This window comes from Pseudomonas retamae (assembly GCF_043496865.1).
GTDB lineage: Bacteria > Pseudomonadota > Gammaproteobacteria > Pseudomonadales > Pseudomonadaceae > Aquipseudomonas > Aquipseudomonas retamae.
This window is the reverse complement of the sequence record NZ_JBIEIL010000004.1, coordinates 499729-519821: the sequence shown is the minus strand read 5'-3', so window position 1 is coordinate 519821 and position 20093 is coordinate 499729. Positions and strand designations below refer to the sequence as shown.

Genomic DNA, 20093 nt, shown 5'->3' with positions numbered 1-20093 from the left:
TCGCTCCCACATTGACCGTGTTCTTCCTGAAGGAAAGCGATCAACTGTGGGAGCGAGCCTGCTCGCGAAGGCGGCATCCCTGGCCACCACCTCTGTAAAGGATCAACCCTTGCCTTTGGTCCGAGTCATATTCGGGCCGCCATTTTTCTCCAGATGCTCGATGATGATCCCCGCCACGTTCTTCCCGGTGGTGGTCTCGATCCCTTCCAGTCCCGGCGACGAATTCACTTCCATCACCAGCGGCCCATGGTTGGAGCGCAGGATATCCACACCCGCCACCGCCAGGCCCATGACCTTGGCCGCACGCAATGCAGTCATGCGTTCTTCCGGGGTGATCTTGATCAGGCTGGCGCTGCCACCACGGTGCAGATTGGAACGAAACTCACCCGGTTTGGCCTGGCGCTTCATGGCCGCGATCACCTTGTCGCCAACCACGAAACAGCGAATATCCGCGCCGCCCGCTTCCTTGATGTACTCCTGGACCATGATGTTCTGCTTCAGGCCCATGAACGCTTCGATCACCGACTCGGCAGCGGTCGCGGTTTCACACAGCACCACACCGATGCCCTGAGTACCTTCCAGCACTTTGATCACCAGCGGTGCGCCGTTGACCATGTCGATCAAGTCGGGGATGTCATCCGGCGAGTGGGCGAACCCGGTCACCGGCAGGCCGATACCGCGGCGCGACAGCAACTGCAGCGAGCGCAGCTTGTCCCGCGAGCGGGCGATGGCCACCGATTCGTTGAGCGGGAACACCCCCATCATTTCGAACTGGCGCAACACCGCGCAGCCGTAGAAAGTCACCGACGCGCCGATCCGCGGAATCACCGCATCGAAGCCTTCCAGCGGTTTGCCGCGATAGTGAATCTGCGGCTTGTGGCTGGCGATGTTCATATAGGCGCGCAAGGTGTCGATCACCACCATTTCATGCCCGCGCTCGGTTCCGGCTTCGACCAGACGGCGGGTGGAATACAGACGCGGATTACGCGACAGCACAGCGATCTTCATGCAACACCTGTGGAAAAGGTAGATACCGGGAACACCGGCTTGTCTTGTACATATTTGATGCCCGGATTGACCACCAAGTGGCCATCGATCAGGGCTTTGGAGCCGAGCAGCAGGCGATAGCGCATGGACTTGCGGCAGGCGAGGGTGAACTCGACCCGCCACACCCGATCACCCAAGGCCAGGGTGGTGCTGATCACGTAGCGCACCTGCGCATGGCCGTTGGAGCTTTTGATGGTCTTGCGCGTCACCAATGGCGCTTCGCAGCGGCGATGACGCAACTGCACCACCGTGCCGAGGTGCGCGGTGAAGCGCACCCATTTCTCGCCGTCCCGTTCGAACGGCTCGATATCGGTGGCGTGCAGGCTGGAGGTGCTGGCGCCGGTGTCGATTTTCGCGCGCAGGCCGGCGACTCCCAGATCCGGGAGCGCCACCCACTCGCGCAGACCGACAACGGTCAAATGATCAAATGTCTTCAAAGAAAAAAACCAACGATTAACGTGTCCAGGCCTCAGGCGATACCTGGGCCAACGCTTTGAATGCAGGCCGGGCGAACCAGTAGCCCTGCATCAGAAATATTCCACAGTCCGCCAGGAAATCCCGTTCACCGGCGCTCTCGATACCTTCGGCGATGACTGTAACGTTCAACTCCGCACAGATTGTGACAATCCCCCGAACGATCGCCTGACGAACACGGTCACGGTCGACATCGCGAATCAACGCCATGTCGAGTTTGATCAGGTCCGGTTGGAAATCCGCCAGCAGATTGAGCCCCGAATACCCGGCACCGAAATCGTCGATGGCGGTCTTGAAGCCGAATTCGCGGTATTCACGCAGAATATTGGTCAAATGGCGATAGTTATCTACGTGCTCGCTTTCCAGGGTTTCGAAAATCAGCCGGTCGATCGGGAAATGGTGTTTCTTGGCAGCCTCCAGTGTGCTGCGAATGCATAGCTCTGGACGATAGACGGCGTTGGGCATGAAGTTGATCGACAAGTATGTCTGCATGTTTAGCGCGGCCGCACCTTCGATGGCGCGGGTCCGGCAGAGCTGGTCGAAACGGTAGCGGTTTGCTTCTGTAACCTGATCTAACACGGACATCGCGCCTTCACCGGCGACGCCGCGCACCAGCGCTTCGTGGGCAAATACCGACTGGTCGCGCAGGTCGACGATCGGTTGGTAGGCGAATGCGAAATCGAAGTCCAGCGGCTCGCTTTGCTGGCAGCCTTGGCAACCGCTTTTGGGCGCGGTCAACGAAGAGGGGAAAATTGTAGTCACTCGAACACTCCATGCCGCATAGCCGGCCTAGATCACAGTCTATCTGGAGGGCCGAGTTCTTGCGCCCGACAGAAACGGTAGTACAGTTCCGACTACTGGCTGAACGAGGAATTCATATGGCGCAAAAACAGGAAGAGGACGACAAGGTTCGTCTCGACAAATGGCTGTGGGCTGCGCGCTTCTATAAAACCCGGGCGCTGGCGAAGGCGGCGATTGAAAGCGGCAAAGTGCATTGTCGCGGTGAGCGCTGTAAGCCGGGCAAGGAACCGCGCATTGGCGACGAGTTCGAGATCCGTACCGGTTTTGAAGAGCGCACGGTGAGGGTGGAGGCGTTATCGATTGTGCGGCGCGGGGCGCCGGAAGCACAGACGCTGTACAGCGAGACTGAGGCGAGTATTGCCAAGCGCGAAGCCGCTGCGGCGATGCGCAAGGCGGGGGCGTTGGGTGTGAGCACCGATGGCAAGCCGAGCAAGAAGCAGCGGCGGGATCTGTTCAAATTTCGCGGTAGCAGCAACGAGTAAGCGCGACATTCTGGGCCGCTGATGTCGGCCTCTTCGCGAGCAGGCTCGCTCCCACAAGAGATTGCATTTCAATGTGAGAGCCAGCCTGCTGGCGATTCGAGTGTGCAGCACTCGCTGAAGGCGACGCGGTATCAGGCGCTACGCACCACACTCATCCTCGCAACCACCGGCAACTTGCCGAGCAGCGCAAAAATCGGCGCAGTCACCTTCAGCCAGAAATTTGCCGCGTGATAAGCGAACGGCGTGTAATAACCCCAACCCAACGCCCACACCGCCAGCAACACGCCGCCGATGTAATCGTCCTGGCCCCAATGCGCACCGGCCACCAGGCGCGGCAGCATGAACAACAGCGCCAGGCCCCAGACCGTCAGAAACTGGCCCACCGTGCGGCTGAACACCGCCATGAACAACGCCCAGATCAACAGCACCGAAGCATGATCACCGGGGAAGCTCTGGCCCGAGCGGTCCTTCAGTTCCCAGGTTTTTTCCAGGTGCGGAAAGTAATCGCTGATATGCACCGCGCCTTCGAGGACCATCGACGGGCTGCTGTGTTGCCAGCCCATGTGATCAGCGAATTTGGAAAACAGCGCGCGGATCACCACCATCAGCAGCAGGATTGAGAAGAACCCAAAAAATGCGCGGCGCACATCGATCGCCTTGAACACCCAGTCGCCCTTGATAAGCAGCGTCAGCAAAATCAGACCGACAACGATGTCGAACGGGCGCAGACTTGCAATTGCCCAGATGTGGAGCCATATCGGGTTGCTGGCCAGCGGTGCATTGAGCGAGCGGAACAGCCACTCGTCGAAAATCACACACAGCATCTGGCCCGTAGGCCATAACCAGAAAGCCAGTAGCGCCAATGGCACTACGTTACACAGAACCAGCCGGCCGAGGTTCCACCTTGATTGGAACAAACCCGGATTGTTCATAAAATGCCTCCCATGGCCAAAACGCCGGCACCAAAAAGGGTGCCAAGAACCGCAAATTTTCACGTTTTGTAATCATTTTGTCATCACTTTCAGATACCCGGACCTATGACCGACCTAACGGATACCGATTTCACCCAACGTTTCATCTTCGACGACAGCGACACTCGCGGCGAACTGGTCGCGCTTGAGCGCAGCTACGCCGAGGTTCTTGCCAAGCACCCGTACCCGGAGCCGGTGGCGCAGTTGCTCGGCGAATTGATGGCGGCGGCGTCGCTGATGGTCGGCACTTTGAAGTTTGACGGGCTGCTGATTTTGCAGGCGCGCTCCGAAGGGCCGATTCCGCTGTTGATGATCGAATGTTCAAGCGAGCGCGAGATTCGTGGCCTGGCGCGTTACGACGCCGAGCAGATTGCCGCCGACGCCACCCTGGCAGACCTGATGCCGAACGGCGTACTGGCCCTGACTGTCGATCCGACCGTTGGCCAGCGTTATCAGGGCATCGTTGATCTCGACGGCGAAACCCTGTCCGATTGCTTCACCAACTATTTCGTCATGTCGCAACAGGTCGGCACTCGCTTCAAGCTGTTCGCCGACGGCCGTCGTGCCCGCGGCATGCTGCTGCAGCAATTGCCTGCCGACCGCTTGAAAGACGAGGAAGATCGCGCCGCCAGTTGGCAGCACCTCACCGCGCTGGCCAGCACTCTGGGCGCCGATGAGTTGCTCAGCCTGGATAACGAAACCGTGCTGCACCGCCTCTATCACGAAGAGCAAGTGCGCCTGTTCGACGTGCAGCATCTGCGCTTCAACTGCAGCTGCTCGCGGGAACGCTCCGGCAATGCGCTGGTCAGTCTTGGGCTGGAGGATGCGCTGGCACTGGCGGCCGAACAAGGCGGTAAGGTCGAGATCGACTGCCAGTTCTGCAATCAGCAGTACGTGTTCGACTCGGCCGATATCGCTCAATTGTTCGCTGGCGCGGGTGTCGACACGCCGTCAGATACCCGGCACTAAAACGGTTCAGCGCAGGTAAATTCACTGCGTAGCGACGGAATTTCGCCGTTACGACGGGAGGACCCTACTCTTTTTGGGCTTTTCTGGCATAATCCGGCCCACTTTTTTCGCGGTAGTAGTGCACGACTTTCTACTACAAAACGTTTGGAGCACACTCGGCCACTGGCCGACGGGGAACCTCATGACGCAAGCCAATAACGCCGTGTACACCGATCTGAGTGTTGATGATCTGGTAAAAGAAGCCCTGCAACGCGGTGAGGGCGAGCTTGCCGATACCGGCGCTCTGGTAGTCCGCACCGGTCATCGCACCGGCCGTTCGCCAGTCGACCGTTTCATCGTTGAAGAGCCTTCCACCCAGGCCGCTATCGCCTGGGGCCCGATCAACCGCAAGTTCCCGGCCGACAAGTTCGATGCCCTGTGGGCTCGCGTAGAAGCCTTCAACAATGCGCAAGAGCACTTTGTCTCCCACGTGCATGTAGGCGCTGCGGAAGATCACTACCTGGCCGTGAAAATGACCACCCAGACTGCTTGGCAGAATCTGTTCGGTCGTTGCCTGTTCATCAACCCGGCCCAGTACAACCCGGCTGGTCGTGATGAGTGGCAAGTGCTCAACGTGGCCAACTTCGAGTGCGTGCCTGAGCGTGATGGCACCAACTCCGACGGTTGCGTGATCATCAACTTCGCGCAGAAAAAAGTCCTGATCGCTGGCATGCGTTACGCCGGTGAAATGAAGAAAGCCATGTTCTCCGTGCAGAACTTCCTGCTGCCGGCCGCTGACGTGCTGCCGATGCACTGCGCTGCCAACATCGGCGAAGAAGGCGACGTGACCCTGTTCTTCGGTCTGTCGGGCACCGGTAAAACCACCCTCTCGGCCGATGAAAGCCGTTACCTGATCGGTGACGACGAACACGGCTGGGGCGAAGGCGTGGTGTTCAACATCGAAGGCGGCTGCTATGCCAAGTGCATCGACCTCTCCGAGAAGAACGAGCCGGTTATCTGGAAAGCCATCAAGCACGGTGCTGTACTGGAAAACGTCGTTATCGACGACGCCAAGCACGCCGACTATGCCGATGTCAGCCTGACCCAGAACAGCCGTGCCGCCTACCCGCTGGAGCACGTGGCCAAGCGTTCCGAGAAGAACCTCGGTGGCGAGCCGAACGCGGTGATCTTCCTGACCTGCGACCTGACCGGCGTGCTGCCGCCAGTGTCGATCCTCAACGAAGAACAAGCGGCATACCACTTCCTGTCCGGCTACACCGCACTGGTGGGCTCGACTGAAATGGGTTCGGGCAGCGGCATCAAGTCGACCTTCTCCACCTGCTTCGGCGCACCGTTCTTCCCGCGCCCGGCCGGCGAATACGCAGAGCTGCTGATCAAGCGCATCCGCGGCTTCGGCTCCAAGGTCTACCTGGTCAACACCGGCTGGACCGGCGGCGGCTACGGCGTCGGCAAACGCTTCAACATCCCGACCACCCGCGCAGTGATCGCAGCGATCCAGAGCGGCGCACTGATCGGTGCCGCCACCGAACATCTCGACACCATCAACCTCGACGTGCCTCTGGCCGTCCCGGGCGTCGACACCGTCCTGCTCAACCCACGCAACACTTGGGCTGACAAGGTCGCATACGACGAAGCCGCGAAAGCACTGGCCGGTCTGTTCATCGAGAACTTCAAGAAGTTCGAAGTGAGCGACGCGATCAAGGCTGCAGGGCCGAAGTTGTAAGATTGGTTTGTTGTGAATGAAAAAGCCGCCCTTTTGGGGCGGCTTTTTTGTGGGTCATCAGTTCTTAGTCTTCCTTCTTCAATTTATTCACATCGTTTAAAAGCTCGGATAGAGAAAAAGTGTTGAGTGGAAACTTGCGACTGAACTCAGTGGATAGCTCTCCATAACTCGAGATTTGCTCCGTTGAGCCACGGGCATTGACGCTGCCGCCGCTGGTAATGACCCGTGCTCGCTTCCCGTTGTTTGTATGTTTGGAACTGGTCAGTCGTGCATCCAGCAGAGAGCGGCCCAAGCCATCTGCAGATGCCAGCAGGTTCAAGTCTTGTTCCAAACCCAGAACCTGCATTACTGACACATAAGCCCCTATCGTCACCCCCGTAGCACCTGTTTCCAGAGACCGTAGTGTCATGACTGACATTCCGGCTCGTTCGGCGACCTGTTTGGCAGTCAGCTTTCTGCGCAAACGTGTCAATTTCAGACGGTCGCCCAGATTGCTCGGCAGCGCTGCAGTTTTTCGGAAGCAGGGGTGCGGTCTTTTTGGCCATAACGCTGATATTCCTTCACTCGAGTAGTGATGGCGCCAGAATAATTGCACTTCCCGCTCGATGTAGAGGCTCTAGTACGCCATCACGGCCATTGCTGCCGGGCATGAATAATTCGCAACACCTCCACGCATTCATCTTTGATCGTGTAGACGATGACGTAGTTGGAGGCAGCGACTATTTCCCTAGTTCCTTCAACTTTGCCCTTTTTGTATAAGGTGGGACGCTGTCGGGCGATGTCCCCTTTTGATTCGAAAACGTCGTCCAGATCCGCAGCCGCTTCAGGATTGTCTTGCCCGATGCGATTCATGATTCGGTCTCGGTCATCAAGCGCTTGTTGGCGCCAGACCAGCCTCATCAGCGCGCTCGTTGACGCAAGGCATCACGCTTGGCAGCGAATATTCGGCGAGCATCTTCATCGCTAACGCTTGGTCTTGGATCATCGATGCTGATCTGAACTTGCTGCTTGAACCATTCTTCATACGCAGCGGCTTCATGTGCCTGTTTCAGAGCTTCGGAGCGATCCGGACGAGCATAGGTTTTAAGTTGCAGCGGATCGTAGTTTGAGGCATCCACTCCAAAGCGGCTTATACCTAAACCCTGCAGATAGCTGACTAGGGTTTCAAGTCGTTTGAATAGACGCACCTGACCGCTGCGTTGCGCTGCCAGTGCAAATGTTTTGCTTCCTTGCTGAATTTGGATCGACCAGCCACCGGGTTTGGCGATAATGCTGGTGCTGCTAACAGAACCGTTTTCAATCAGGTGGGTAAGGGTGCTGTGATCGATGGTTTCAGTGATCATGAAGACAAGTCCTTGGCTGAACAATGGCTTCCATCGTACGCAATCAATAGTAGTTTGCAAAATTCACTCCTTGGCTGGACGCCGGGTGTCCAGCAATCATGTTCTTAAGTTAAAGGCAGGCAGCTTGTTATCAGGTCGGTGCTTTCCAGTGGAGCATCCGCTGCTGTGCGACCTGCAGCAGGTCACAGCCGTCCTGCGTCAACAGATAAAGCGCGTGGGTGATGTGGGGGATGTCTTCGACGTCGGCTTGTTTGAAGTTGAGGCAGTACAGGGTGCGGAGCAGGTCGCTGGAAGCGCGCAGACGCTGGACAGCACATTCGAGGATGTCCTGCGGGTTGGCGGCGGTGTCGATGAGCAGCGGCCTGGTGTCGGTGAGGCTGGATTCGAGTGGGTGGTAGCGATCGGTGAGAAACTCATTCCATGTTTTCATTTTTTGACATCTCTGAAGGCAACGAAAACCGCTGCTACCGTGACCAAGCGGTGGAGGCGGACTGTGTTCAAGTTGGTCAAACCGGCAGAGATAACCCGGTACGCCGAAGCGTCCCAAACACAGCCGCCATTAAGCGTGCCGACAGAATGTGCTGGCAGCATACAAGGGCATGCATCAGTTATCTCTGTTTTCAGGTGACCAAACCTGAGCCGCTAAGTGAACAGCGACAGCCACGACTATAAGTTCGCATTCCCCAACCCCGATAGAAGACAAAGAGTCTGCCTGCGTAGGACCGGTATGAAGATCTCATCGGACGTTGCTATCAACGGCTGCTCACTTTTCAACGCAGATGTTTATACGCCGCCAACTCCAGCACGCTGGTCGTCAATCCCGTTGCCGGCGCGTAGATCGAACCCTTCACCGCCGAGAACGGCACGCCTTTGCTGCCCAGCGACACATAACGTTCGCCTTGATCGAGTTCGGTGAAGTAGGTGTAGGAAACCTTGTGCATCAGTTTGTAGCGCGCTTCGTCGCTGGCGATGGCGCCGGTGAGGCGCAGCAGGTCGGCTTCGCTGAGGTTCAGGGTTTTGTTCAGTTGCACGCCCCAGCGGTTGAGGCAGATTTCGGCGAAGTGGCGGACGATGCGGCCTGGTTCGATGAAGGTTTTCAGATCGCTGCTGCTGGTCGGTACGCCACCGGCGGCGGTGGCATTGCCGGCCATGGTCGCGTGGCGGCCGGCCATTGGGTAGATGGAGGTTTTGGTGCCGACCGCGGTCTGTGGAATGACACAGCTGAAACCTTTGGACCGTTCATCGCGGGCATAGAATGCAACGTACTCTTTGACGTTGGCACCGAGCTTGACGCGTTGGTCCTGGAAGTTGCCAATGCCCGGCACCGGATCAAGAGCGAAGATATTCACCGGAATATGGTTCAGCTTTGGATCATTCAACATTGCGTTGGCCAACATATGGCAGCTGATTCCGCCACGGCTCCAGCCCACCAGATTGACTTGGGTGGGGATTACACCGTCCTTGCGGAACGTCTTGATAATTTGCTCTTGTAACGTTTGCTGGGTCACGCTGCGATCGCCGTAGTTATATTTACGCCAGAACCACGAACCTTCGGTCTTCACATCGTCGATAGGAATGCCGGCGGCTTTCAGACGGTTGTATTCTTCTTCGGTAAGTTGCTCGCGCTGCCAGTCACATTTGCCTTTTATGATATTTACGGCGTGCTGCACGTTTTCTTCCCAGCCTTTGCCGAACAGTGTGCCGGTCAGGCCGTATTCCTCGGTTTTGGTAAACAGATCGTCGGCTTGCAGGTTGCCACTGCCCGGCCCGTCGACGACGATCCATTCGGCGAACTCGCGGCCCGCATGGTTGGCGGCCAGTGTCGAAACCAGTTCGCCGTCCCAGAAATTTTCATGGGTGACATCAAACTTGTTGGAGCCGGTGCCGCAAAAAAATATAGTTAAAACAGTCATTGTATTGCCCTTGGTTAGTTGTAAGAGCAAACAAGTTAGTGATGGTTGTGTGGATAAATAAAGCGTTCTGTTGTTTCGGCGTTTGTAGTTCCGCTTAGTTATAAGTTGTTTGTGGTGAGTTCTGTTTGGCGACTTCCAGCAAATCGCAGCCGTCCTGTACCAGTAAGTAAAGCGCGTTAACGATATTGGGAATGTCTTTCACGTCTGCCTGTTTAAAACATAGGCAATAGAGTGTTTCCAGCAAATCTCCGGCAGCGCGCAAGCGTTGATCGGCGGCGTCGATGAGGTCGCGTGGGCTGGCATGGCTGTCGATGAGCAGGACGGGGTTTTCGCTGTAGCGGGTCTTGAGCGGGCGGTAGCGGTTGATCATGGTCAGGCGTGTCCTGTGCTGAGGCGTTCGGGCGGGCTGGTGGTGTGTTCAGGCCGCGCCGGTCACTATAGAAGGGCGTTTTGCGGTGAGACAAGACAGCCGCAATGGACAGCTTTCGTAGGGACTTTTTCGTCAATTGAGCGATCTTTCCTACACGTTTTCGCGGTTTGTTTTGGCCAAGAATCAACCGGTGAATATTCCTACTTGTGGGGCAGACGATTCTTGATCGCCCTTCATAACATGCGGCTTGGATTCAGTAGGAAGTTTCCAGGCGTCTGACACTCGCTTGAACGGAATCGGCTCTTTTTAATCGCGTTTCGCGTGCGCTTGCGTTGAGCATTTCCCCACGCGGTATCATTCCGAATCGATTTGACCCCCGACCTTTTCTCGACTCGCTGCAATCGCCCGCTAGGCTGTTGGCATGGCAGCAGTCAACGGAGTGACAGCGAATGCACAACACCCTGGAACAGGTTTTTGGTTTCTCACAGTTTCGACCCGGGCAAGAATCCGCGATCATTGCGGTGCTGGCCGGGCGCTCGGCGGCGGCGATTTTCCCCACCGGTTCCGGCAAGTCGATTTGTTATCAACTGCCGGCCCTGTTGTTGCCGCATCTGACGCTGGTGGTGTCGCCGCTGTTGGCGCTCATGCAGGATCAACTGGCCTTTCTGCATCGCCATGGCATCTCGGCCGGCAGCATCGATTCGGCGCAAAATCGTGATGACGCCAGTGCGGTGATGGCCCGCGCCCGTTCGGGTGAATTGAAGATCCTGATGGTCTCGGTGGAACGCTTGAAGAACGAGCGCTTTCGCAATTTTCTGCAGCAGGTACCCATCTCGTTATTAGTTGTCGACGAAGCGCACTGTATTTCCGAGTGGGGCCACAATTTCCGGCCCGATTACCTGAAGCTGCCGGACTACCAACGCCAGTTCAACATCCCGCAAGCCCTGCTGCTGACGGCTACGGCAACGCCGAATGTCATTGCCGACATGCAGGCCAAATTCAATATCGCCGCCGAGGACGTGGTGACCACCGGCTTCTACCGACCCAATCTCAATCTACTGGTGGAACCGGTGCGCGGTGAAGACAAGCGCCGGCGTCTGGTGGAGTGGATGAACGCGCGAGCGGGGCAGCCAAGCATCGTCTACGTGACCTTGCAGAAAACTGCTGCAGACATCGCCGAGCACCTTGAACGCAATGGCATTCAGGCCGAGGCGTATCACGCCGGTCTGCCCCATGACCAACGCGAAGCGATCCAGAAACGCTTCATGGCCGGGCAGTCCAATTGTATCGTGGCAACCATTGCGTTCGGCATGGGCATCGACAAGAGCGACATTCGCAACGTGGTGCATTTCGACCTGCCCAAGTCCATCGAAAACTACAGTCAGGAAATCGGCCGCGCCGGTCGTGACGGGCAGCCGTCCGATTGCCTGGTATTGGCTAATCGCGACAGCCTCAACGTGCTGGAAAACTTCGTCTACGGCGACACCCCGGAGCGTGAAGGCATTCGTTACGTGCTGGATGAAATCAAGGCCTCGGCAGTGCAGGGGCAGTGGGAGTTCATGCTCGGGCCGCTGGCGGACCAGAGCAACATTCGCTCGTTGCCGCTCAAGACTTTGCTGGTTCAGCTGGAACTGCGCGGTTTGATCGCGCCGCGCTACGCCTATTACGCCGACTACCGCTTCAAATACCTGCTGGAGCCGGAGGTACTGCTTGAGCGTTTCGACGGCGAACGCCGGGACTTCGTTGCCGCGCTGATCCAGACCTCAACCCGTGCACGTACGTGGGCCACGGTGAATTTCGATGCGATGTATACGCGCTATTCCGCCGAGCGCAGTCGGGTGGTCAAGGCGCTGGACTATTTTCAGGAAAAAGGCTGGATCGAGCTGGAAAGCAAGCAGATGACCGAGGTCTACAGCCTGCTGCGCAGTGATTTCGATAGTGAACACTTGAGCACCGAGCTACACGACTATTTCACCCGCCATGAGCAGGCTGAAATCACACGTATTCACACTATGCTTGCGATGTTCGCCAGCGAACGCTGCCTTGGTTATCGCCTGGCCGAATACTTTGGCGACCACAATGCTCCGCAACAATGTGGCCATTGTTCGGTATGTCACGGCCACGTTGCACGACTGCCAGCAGCGCCGGAGCTACCAGCGCTTGTGGATGAAAATTTTGCGCAGTTGTGTGGCGAATTTATTAACAAGCACGAGCAACACACCGGCTCGATGCCATCGGCCGAGCGGCTGACGCGGTTCTTGTGCGGGATCAGCGTGCCGCTGTTCACCAAACTGAAGGCGCGGACGATTTCGGGATTCGCGGCGCTGGAGGAGTATCCCTTTGGCGAAGTGCGCCGTTGGGCTGCTGACAATATACCTGGCTGACCGGGACGTTGTGGGAGCGAGCCTCTATCCATCCGCTGAATACCAACCATCACGGTAATAAACTTCAAAAACCTTCATTGGCTGACTATGGTGATTCCAGTCTTTGGATCGCCAACAAGAGAACAACATGAGCCAGACATCCTTCGATATTCAGCAAGCTGCGGTGATCGGCGCGGGGACCATGGGCCGTGGCATTGTCATGTGCCTGGCCAATGCTGGCGTCGCGGTGCAATGGGTGGACAATAATCCACAAATGCTCGAACAGGCGCTCGCCGCTGTCGCCGAAACCTACGCGCACAACGTGCGTCAGGGGCGGATCGATCAGGCCGAGGCTGACGCGCGTATCGCCCGGGTCAGTGCCGCTGCCGATTATGCGGCGATTCGCAATGTCGATCTGGTGATCGAAGCGGTGTACGAAAATCTTGAGCTCAAGCAAAAGATCTTTCGCGAACTGGATGGCCTGCTCAAGCCTGAAGCGCTGCTCGCCAGCAACACGTCGGCGCTGGATATCGATGCGATTGCCGCGGCCACGCGCCGTCCGGAGCAAGTGCTGGGCCTGCATTTCTTCAGCCCGGCGCACATCATGAAACTGCTGGAGATCGTCCGCGGTGCGCAGACCGCGCCGGCGGCGCTGCAGGCGGCTCTCGAGCTGGGCAAGCGCATGGGCAAGGTCAGTGTGGTCTCGGGCAATTGCCATGGCTTCATTGGCAACCGCATGTTGCATCCGTACGTGCTGGAAGCGCGCAAGATGCTGCTCGAAGGTGCCTACCCGCATCAGGTTGATGCAGCGCTGCAGGGTTTCGGATTCGCTATGGGGCCGTTCCGCATGTACGACGTGGTCGGCATCGATCTGGAATGGCGTGCCCGCGAACTGGCGGGCAAGGGGCAGGATGCGCCAGAAGTGCAGGTCGATAACCGACTGTGCGAGCTGGGCCGCTTCGGACAGAAATCCGGCAACGGTTATTACCATTACGAACCCGGCAGCCGACAGGCTGAGCATGACCCCGAGGTTGACGCACTGGTGTTGCAGGTCAGTGAAGGGCTGGGTTACCAGCGCCGCGAGATCGGTCCTGAGGAAATCCTCGAGCGCTGTTTGCTGGCGCTGGTCAACGAGGGCGCGAAGATTCTCCAGGAAGGCATTGCCGAGTCAGCCCATGACATCGATCTGGTGTACCTGAACGGTTACGGCTTCCCGGCCGACAAGGGCGGGCCGATGGCCTGGGCGGATCAGCAAGGGCTGGCGGATATTCATCAACGTCTGCTGGCGCTGGAGACGCGGCAGGGTGATCAGTGGAAACCGGCGCGGCTGATCGGCGAACTGGCGGCGCAGGGGAGGGGATTTGCCGATCGTTAAGACATGTCGGCTGTGCTGACGCCTTCGCGAGCAGGCTCGCTCCCACATGGACCGCGGATTCCTGTGGGAGCGAGCCTGCTCGCGAAGGGCGCGCCACGGTTTTAAATCAGACTCGCCAAAACACTTTCAGGAATCGAGGATCAATGTCCAACCCGACCCCCCAACGCGCCGACTACCCACACTTCCAGCCCATCACCACGCGCTGGCATGACAACGACGCCTACGGTCACGTCAACAACGTCACTTATTACAGCTTCTTCGACACGGCGGTGAACACTTACCTGATCCAGGTCGGTGGTCTGGATATCCATGACGGCGAAGTAGTCGGTTTTGTCGTCAGCTCAGCCTGCGATTATTTCGCCTCGATCGCTTTCCCGGATCTGATCGAAATCGGCTTGCGCGTGGGCAAGCTGGGCAACAGTTCGGTGCAATACGAGCTGGCGGTGTTCAAGGTTGGAGAAGCGGAGGCCTGCGCAGCCGGGCGCTTCGTTCATGTCTTCGTGGACCGGGCGAGCAATCAGCCGGTGCCGATTCCGCCCGGGTTGCGCGCAGCGCTGCAACGTCTGGCCATCTGAACAGGCAAAAAAAATCGCAGCCCGAGGGCTGCGATTTTTGTTCAAGCCTCGCCTTAACGGTGGCGATAGTGCTTGTGATGCTTGCGATGGCCGTAAGCGTGGCCACGGCCGGGATGACCACGATCGCGATAGTAACGGCGATCATCGCGGCGATCGTAATGACGATCATCGTCATCGCTCTTGTTGCCCATGTAGTTGCCCAGCGCGCCGCCTGCGCCGCCACCTGCCGCGGAACCGATCAGGCTGCCGGTAGTGCCACCCAGACTGCGACCAACGACGTTACCACCGGCCGCGCCCAATGCACCGCCAATGGCGGCTTCGCCACGGCTGCGTTTGTCTGCGCCGACCGCGCTACCACCCGCGCCGCCCAAGGCTGCGCCGATGGTGGAACCTGTATTGCCGCCTATAGACTGACCGACGACTGAGCCAAGAACCCCGCCCAATGCGCCGCCCACACCTGCTTCGGTGGTGCCGCCTGCAGAAGCGAAGCCACTGACCAGGCCAAGGGACAACAAGAGAATCGAGGAGAACTTCATAGAGGATGAGCCTCAAAGGGATGACGGCGCCGATCCTGAGGCTCTGCAATGGGCGTGACAATCAAAATCCGACGAATAACACGACTTGTATACAATATTGCAAGTTACTGTTTTTTCACCGGAACTTAACCGATTTTCGCCGGTCTTTAGCTACTTCGGACAGGCCGTTTTTATGCAAAAACGGCCTTTTTTGTGGGCGATTGAAAAGCGTCCGCCACGGTTGGTAAGTTGGCAGTTCCATCGCTTTAGAGAGCAGGTTCGCTCCCACAGAGGATTGCATTCCAATGTGGGAGCGAGCCTGCTCGCGAAGGGGCCATTACAAGCGCCGATTAAGTCGATTAAGCCGATTTGGCCATGATCAACCCGCTCTCACTCGCCGCTTCCAGGCGGATCGCAATGAATTTCGACGTCGGCGTATGGCTGCCATCGCCGGTGCTTTCCAGCGGCACCAGCGGATTCACTTCCGGATAGTACGCCGCCGCCTGGCCGGCAGGAATATCGAACGCCAATAATGTAAAACCTTTCACCCGGCGCTCGCGGCCATCGTCCCACAGCGACACGATGTCGGCCTTCTGCCCCGGACGGAAGCCCAGGCGAATGATGTCGGCCTCGTTGACGAACAACACGTCGCGCTGGCCTTTGACGCCGCGATAACGATCGTCGAGACCGTAAATGGTGGTGTTGTACTGATCGTGGGAACGCATCGATTGCAGGATCAGGTCCGGTAGCTGCCCGGTAGCGCGGGTGCGTTCGTGCACTAGATCCGTGGGCAGCAGGTTCGGACGAAAATTGGCCCGGCCCGACGGCGTGTTCCACTTGCGCGCGCCAGCGCTGTTGCCGAGGTAGAAACCACCCGGGTTTTTCACCTTCTCGTTGAAGTCCTTGAAGTTCGGAATGGTGTCGGCAATCAACTCGCGAATACGCCCGTAATCGGCGACCAGCCAGTTCCAGTCCACCGGTTTGCTGCCCAATGTCGCGGCGGCGATGCCGGCGATGATCGACGGCTCCGAGCGCATCTGGTTCGACAGCGGCTGCAACTGGCCGTTGGAGGCGTGAACCATGCTGAACGAGTCTTCCACGGTGACCGCTTGCGGGCCTTCGCTCTGAATATCGATGTCGGTACGACCCAGGCACGGCAGGATCAGTGCGTCTTTGCCGTGAGCCAAGTGGCTGCGGTTGAGCTTGGTGCTGATCTGTACGGTCAGGTCGCAATTGCGCAGCGCCTGAAAAGTGCGCGGGCTGTCCGGGGTGGCCTGGGCGAAGTTGCCGCCCAGACCGATGAACACCTTGGCGCGGCCCTCGGCCATCGCGTGGATCGCCTCGACCACGTTGTGCCCATTGTGGCGTGGCACCTTGAACTGGAAACGGCGTTCCAGCGAGTCGAGGAACGCCACCGGTGGACGTTCGTTGATGCCCATGGTGCGGTCGCCCTGCACGTTACTGTGGCCACGCACCGGACACAGACCGGCGCCCGGCTTGCCGATGTTGCCGCGCAGCAGCATCAGGTTGGCGATTTCCTGGATGGTCGGCACCGAATGGCGATGCTGGGTGATGCCCATCGCCCAGCACATGATCACGTTCTTGCCTTTGGCGTACATGCGCGCGGCTTGTTCGATTTCGACCAGGGTCAGGCCCGACTGCTCGACGATCTGCTCCCACGGCGTGTCATCGACCACACCGAGGTATTCCAGCACGTTGGCGCTGTGGGCATTGAGGAAGTCGTGATCGAACACCGCCGGCTCGCCGGCCTTCTGCGCGTCGCGTTCCCATTGCAGGAGAAACTTGGCCATGCCGCGCAGCACCGCCATGTCGCCGCCCAGCGCCGGGCGGAAATACGCGGTGTTGGTCGGTTTGTCGCCGTTGGTGAGCATTTCGATCGGGTGCTGTGGATGCTGGAAACGTTCCAGGCCGCGCTCTTTCAACGGGTTGATACACACCACCTGCGCGCCGCGCTTCACCGCTTCACGCAGTGGCTCGAGCATGCGCGGGTGGTTGGTGCCGGGGTTCTGGCCCCAGACGAAAATCGCATCGGCGTGCTCGAAATCATCGAACGTCACCGTGCCTTTGCCGACGCCGACACTTTGCGCCAGTGCCACACCGCTGGCCTCGTGGCACATGTTCGAGCAGTCAGGGAAATTGTTGGTGCCGTAAGCGCGCACGAACAGCTGATACAAGTACGCCGCTTCGTTGCTGGCACGACCGGAGGTATAGAACTCAGCCTGGTCCGGGCTCGGCAGATTGCGCAAATGCTTGCCGATCAGGGCAAACGCATCTTCCCAACTGATCGGCTTGTAGCGATCGGTTTCAGCGTCGTAGACCATCGGCTCGGTCAGGCGGCCCTGATATTCCAGCCAGTAATCGCTCTGCTCCAGCAACGCAGTGACGCTGTGTTTGGCGAAGAACTTCGCGTCCACGCGGCGCTTGGTCGCTTCCCAGTTCACCGCTTTGGCGCCGTTCTCGCAGAACTTGACCATGCCGCTTTCCGGCGAATCGCCCCACGCGCAGCCAGGGCAGTCGAAGCCGCCGTTCTGGTTGGTCTTGAGCATCATGCGCAGGTTCTTCAGCGCGTTGTCGCTGGTCAACCAGGCCTGCGCCACGCTGATCAGGGCACCCCAGCCGCCGGCGGCACCTTTGTAAGGCTTGTAGCGCGGGACAGGTTTCTGGTCGGCTTGATGATGTTGGCTCACGCTTGATTCTCCATCGCGGGGCTGTACACCCGCGGCGCACTTTTCTGCGGCAGGTGGATGAGATTGAGGTTGTGGCGCCGTGCCCATTGCACGGCAAGCCCGGTCGGTGCCGACAGACTGACAAGGGTCTGGATACCGGCACGCAGGACTTTCTGAATCAGTTCGAGACTGCAACGGCTGGTGACAATCGCCAAGCCGCCCTCGGTGGAAATCTTCTGACGAATCAGGCCGCCGATCAGCTTGTCGAGGGCGTTGTGCCGGCCGATATCTTCGCGACCGAGCAGCAACTCGCCGCTGGCATTCATGAACACCGCGGCATGCACGGCGCCGCAATGCTGGCCCAACGGCTGAAACGCACCGATGCGCTGGCGCAGACCGTCGAGCCAGGTGATCGGCGGCAGCGGCGCGCCGGGCAACACCTTGAGATCCGGCAGCGCCTGTTCCACCGCTTCGACACCGCACAGACCGCAACCGCTGGTACCAGCCAATTGCCGACGCTGTTGCTTGAGGTTCCAGAAGGCGCGATTGGCGATGGTCACCTGCGCATACTGCGCTGAGCCTGAGCCGGTCAGTTGCAGGTCGTAGATATCGCTGGCGTCTTCGATGATGCCGCTGCCGAGGCTGAAGCCGACAATGAAGTCTTCCAGATCCGTTGGGGTCACCAGCATCACCGCCTGACTGATGCCGTTATAGGCAATCGCCAACGCGACTTCTTCGGCCAGCGCGGTGCTGGCCGATTCCCCGCGGGGCAAATCGCTGTAGCTGTAGGTCTGGCTGGCGGCGGGCGCGGGCGTTTCGAGGGCTGGCGCCGCGCAGGCTGGGCGCTTGGCGTTCATGGCATCACCGACGGTTTGATCTAGGTCAAGACTAGGCGCGTCAAGTTGTCGCGTCTAATCGCTATTACCGATCTGCCGATAGATGCCGTCGATCAAGCCTCTTTAGACGATTTCTGATACAGCGCGAAACAGGCTTCGGCCAGCGCCGAGCGTGGCGCGCCACGGCGCATGATCAGGCCCAGCGGCGCCAGCGTGCGGGCGTTTTCGATCGGTTGCAGACGCAGGTGATCGGCCAGAGTTTCCGCACCTCCATCCAGCGGCATGATCGCGCAGCAAAAGCCGCCGTGTACGGCCTGTAACAATTGATGCACGGCGTCGGTTTGCAGCAATGGCTGCGGGGTCAGGCCGCGGCTGTGGAAGTTGTGGTCGATGGACTGGCGAAAATGCATGCCGCTGGTGAGCATGCACAGCGGCAACTCGATCAGCGCTTCCCAACTCAGCGGTGCTTCGCCAAAGGTGAACGAGCGCTGATCGTAAAGCAGGCCCATGCGCGTTTCGTCGAAGGCCAGAGAATCGAATCGCTCGCTGTCCAGACGCTCCAGATACGACACGCCGATGTCGATGCGATTGTTGGCCAGATGCTCGAGGACCTGCTCGGAACTCAGCGACGATAATTCGAAGCGCAACTCCGGGTGCGCAGCGTGCAGGCGTTGCATCAGCGGCAGCGGGTCGAAGCTCGACAGCGGCACCACGCCCAGGCGCAACGTACCGATCAGATTGCCGCGACAGGCCGCCGCTTCCGCCTGCAAGCCGTCATAAGCCGCCAGCACCGTGCGCGCCCACGCCAGCACGCGTTCGCCCGGCGCGGTGAAACCTTCAAAGCGCTGCCCACGGTTGACCAGCGGCAGGTCGAGTTCTTCTTCGAGGCTGCGCAGGCGCATCGACAAGGTCGGCTGGGTGATGTGGCAACGCGCAGCGGCCTGGCCGAAGTGACGGGTTTCGTCGAGGGCGATGAGGAATTTCAGTTGCTTGATGTCCATCTTCGCTCCGGGAAAGGTTGGCGGGGTAGGCGATTCTACCGCGTGCGCATGCACAGGGTCATTGGTCGGACTGGAACCGGGTTTGGCCGGGGTGGTCTAGGCTTGGGCGTCTGGAACCCAAATCAAGGAGTGTGCGCCATGAGTCTTTTGAGCTTTGTGAAGGAAGCCGGTGAAAAGCTGCTGGACCTGCTGACCCCCGGCAATGCCAATGCCAGCGAGCAATTGAAGGAACACATCAGCAAGGTCGGGCTGGGCAATCCCAACGTACAGGCGACTGTGGACGGCGACAAGGTGACGGTGACCGGTGAAGTCGCCAGTCAGGAAGAGAAAGAGAAAATTCTTCTGGCGGTGGGCAACATTCAAGGGGTGGGCAGCGTAGATGACCAGATCACCGTGACCGGGCCGGTGGTCGCTGCGGCGCGATTTGTCGTGGTGAAAAAAGGCGACACCCTCAGCGCGATCTCCCTCGCGGTATACGGCAACGCCAATCAGTACAACAAGATCTTCGAGGCCAACAAACCGATGCTCAAGGATGTGGACAAGATCTATCCAGGCCAGACACTGCGTATTCCTGAGTAACCTTCGCAACCACTTTCGCGAGCAGGCTCGCTCCCACATGGAAATGCGTTTCCCTGTGGGAGCGAGCCT

General features: G+C 58.7%; 20 protein-coding genes and 1 pseudogene. 7 read left to right on the top strand and 14 right to left on the bottom strand.

Features of this window, described 5'->3' with window-relative positions; translation table 11 throughout:
- Positions 1-102 precede the first annotated feature (102 nt).
- Genes rimK through rimA form a run of 3 tightly spaced genes read right to left on the bottom strand, consistent with a single transcriptional unit; the run spans position 103 to position 2283 of the window.
- Positions 103-1008: a 30S ribosomal protein S6--L-glutamate ligase gene (gene rimK, locus ACGSLL_RS11150; protein WP_007949201.1), complete on the bottom strand. Its 906-nt coding sequence runs from the start codon at positions 1006-1008 to the stop codon at positions 103-105.
- Positions 1005-1484 carry a retropepsin-like aspartic endopeptidase RimB gene (rimB, locus tag ACGSLL_RS11145; RefSeq protein ID WP_090288295.1) on the bottom strand — a complete coding sequence of 160 codons (480 nt, stop codon included), beginning with the start codon at positions 1482-1484 and terminating at the stop codon, positions 1005-1007. Before rimB ends, rimK begins: the two co-directional genes overlap by 4 nt.
- 16 nt (positions 1485-1500) lie before the next feature.
- Positions 1501-2283, bottom strand: coding sequence for a S6 modification regulatory phosphodiesterase RimA (gene rimA, locus ACGSLL_RS11140; RefSeq protein ID WP_258452055.1), 783 nt, complete (start codon positions 2281-2283; stop codon positions 1501-1503).
- Positions 2284-2399: 116 nt separating this feature from the next.
- Here rimA and ACGSLL_RS11135 point away from each other — a divergent pair, with 116 nt between their 5' ends.
- Positions 2400-2804 (top strand): RNA-binding S4 domain-containing protein, encoded by a 405-nt coding sequence (locus ACGSLL_RS11135; RefSeq protein WP_394505728.1) that lies wholly within the window; start codon positions 2400-2402, stop codon positions 2802-2804.
- 131 nt (positions 2805-2935) lie between these two features.
- Here the strand turns inward: ACGSLL_RS11135 and ACGSLL_RS11130 are convergent, their stop codons facing one another.
- Positions 2936-3736 carry a phosphatase PAP2 family protein gene (locus tag ACGSLL_RS11130; RefSeq protein WP_394505726.1) on the bottom strand — a complete coding sequence of 267 codons (801 nt, stop codon included), beginning with the start codon at positions 3734-3736 and terminating at the stop codon, positions 2936-2938.
- Between the two features lie 105 nt (positions 3737-3841).
- Here ACGSLL_RS11130 and hslO point away from each other — a divergent pair, with 105 nt between their 5' ends.
- Together hslO and ACGSLL_RS11120 are read left to right on the top strand one after the other, a co-directional pair.
- On the top strand, positions 3842-4744 hold the full coding sequence (hslO, locus tag ACGSLL_RS11125) for an Hsp33 family molecular chaperone HslO (protein WP_090288303.1): 903 nt from the start codon (positions 3842-3844) through the stop codon (positions 4742-4744).
- 181 nt (positions 4745-4925) lie between these two features.
- Complete coding sequence (locus tag ACGSLL_RS11120) at positions 4926-6467, top strand: phosphoenolpyruvate carboxykinase (RefSeq protein WP_394505723.1); 1542 nt, start codon at positions 4926-4928, stop codon at positions 6465-6467.
- A 64-nt stretch (positions 6468-6531) separates the two neighbouring features.
- On the opposite strand, the pseudogene ACGSLL_RS11115 reads toward ACGSLL_RS11120, so the two are convergent.
- The 6 genes and pseudogenes from ACGSLL_RS11115 to ACGSLL_RS11090 all read right to left on the bottom strand — a co-directional run bounded on the left by ACGSLL_RS11115 (position 6532) and on the right by ACGSLL_RS11090 (position 10093).
- A pseudogene (locus ACGSLL_RS11115) lies at positions 6532-7012 on the bottom strand (helix-turn-helix domain-containing protein).
- Between the two features lie 82 nt (positions 7013-7094).
- Entirely contained in the window at positions 7095-7367 is a 273-nt protein-coding gene (locus ACGSLL_RS11110; protein WP_394505721.1) for a type II toxin-antitoxin system RelE/ParE family toxin, read from the bottom strand.
- Positions 7367-7810, bottom strand: a complete 444-nt coding sequence (locus ACGSLL_RS11105) for a hypothetical protein (protein WP_394505719.1) — start codon at positions 7808-7810, stop codon at positions 7367-7369. The genes ACGSLL_RS11110 and ACGSLL_RS11105 overlap by 1 nt, the downstream gene beginning before the upstream one ends.
- Positions 7811-7940: 130 nt before the next feature.
- Positions 7941-8240 (bottom strand): hypothetical protein, encoded by a 300-nt coding sequence (locus tag ACGSLL_RS11100; RefSeq protein ID WP_394505717.1) that lies wholly within the window; start codon positions 8238-8240, stop codon positions 7941-7943.
- A gap of 340 nt (positions 8241-8580) precedes the next feature.
- Complete coding sequence (locus ACGSLL_RS11095; protein ID WP_394505715.1) at positions 8581-9723, bottom strand: hypothetical protein; 1143 nt, start codon at positions 9721-9723, stop codon at positions 8581-8583.
- A gap of 94 nt (positions 9724-9817) precedes the next feature.
- A complete protein-coding gene (locus tag ACGSLL_RS11090) occupies positions 9818-10093 on the bottom strand; it encodes a hypothetical protein (RefSeq protein ID WP_090288313.1) in 276 nt (91 codons plus the stop codon).
- A 449-nt stretch (positions 10094-10542) separates the two neighbouring features.
- Here ACGSLL_RS11090 and ACGSLL_RS11085 point away from each other — a divergent pair, with 449 nt between their 5' ends.
- The 3 genes from ACGSLL_RS11085 to ACGSLL_RS11075 all read left to right on the top strand — a co-directional run bounded on the left by ACGSLL_RS11085 (position 10543) and on the right by ACGSLL_RS11075 (position 14406).
- Positions 10543-12477 carry a RecQ family ATP-dependent DNA helicase gene (locus ACGSLL_RS11085; protein ID WP_394505712.1) on the top strand — a complete coding sequence of 645 codons (1935 nt, stop codon included), beginning with the start codon at positions 10543-10545 and terminating at the stop codon, positions 12475-12477.
- A gap of 127 nt (positions 12478-12604) precedes the next feature.
- Positions 12605-13831, top strand: a complete 1227-nt coding sequence (locus tag ACGSLL_RS11080) for a 3-hydroxyacyl-CoA dehydrogenase (protein ID WP_394505710.1) — start codon at positions 12605-12607, stop codon at positions 13829-13831.
- Positions 13832-13974: 143 nt separating this feature from the next.
- Positions 13975-14406 carry an acyl-CoA thioesterase gene (locus ACGSLL_RS11075; RefSeq protein WP_394505708.1) on the top strand — a complete coding sequence of 144 codons (432 nt, stop codon included), beginning with the start codon at positions 13975-13977 and terminating at the stop codon, positions 14404-14406.
- 53 nt (positions 14407-14459) lie between these two features.
- Here the strand turns inward: ACGSLL_RS11075 and ACGSLL_RS11070 are convergent, their stop codons facing one another.
- The 4 genes from ACGSLL_RS11070 to ACGSLL_RS11055 form a co-directional block, all read right to left on the bottom strand.
- Positions 14460-14942, bottom strand: coding sequence for a glycine zipper domain-containing protein (locus tag ACGSLL_RS11070; protein WP_394505706.1), 483 nt, complete (start codon positions 14940-14942; stop codon positions 14460-14462).
- A gap of 338 nt (positions 14943-15280) precedes the next feature.
- The gene (locus tag ACGSLL_RS11065; protein ID WP_394505704.1) at positions 15281-17629 is read right to left on the bottom strand and encodes an FdhF/YdeP family oxidoreductase; all 2349 of its coding nucleotides are present in this window, start codon (positions 17627-17629) and stop codon (positions 15281-15283) included.
- Positions 17626-18465, bottom strand: a complete 840-nt coding sequence (gene fdhD, locus ACGSLL_RS11060) for a formate dehydrogenase accessory sulfurtransferase FdhD (protein WP_394505702.1) — start codon at positions 18463-18465, stop codon at positions 17626-17628. Before fdhD ends, ACGSLL_RS11065 begins: the two co-directional genes overlap by 4 nt.
- A gap of 92 nt (positions 18466-18557) precedes the next feature.
- The gene (locus tag ACGSLL_RS11055) at positions 18558-19445 is read right to left on the bottom strand and encodes a LysR family transcriptional regulator (RefSeq protein ID WP_394505700.1); all 888 of its coding nucleotides are present in this window, start codon (positions 19443-19445) and stop codon (positions 18558-18560) included.
- Positions 19446-19583: 138 nt separating this feature from the next.
- Here ACGSLL_RS11055 and lysM point away from each other — a divergent pair, with 138 nt between their 5' ends.
- Positions 19584-20024, top strand: coding sequence for a peptidoglycan-binding protein LysM (lysM, locus tag ACGSLL_RS11050; RefSeq protein WP_394505698.1), 441 nt, complete (start codon positions 19584-19586; stop codon positions 20022-20024).
- The last annotated feature ends 69 nt before the right edge of the window (positions 20025-20093 follow it).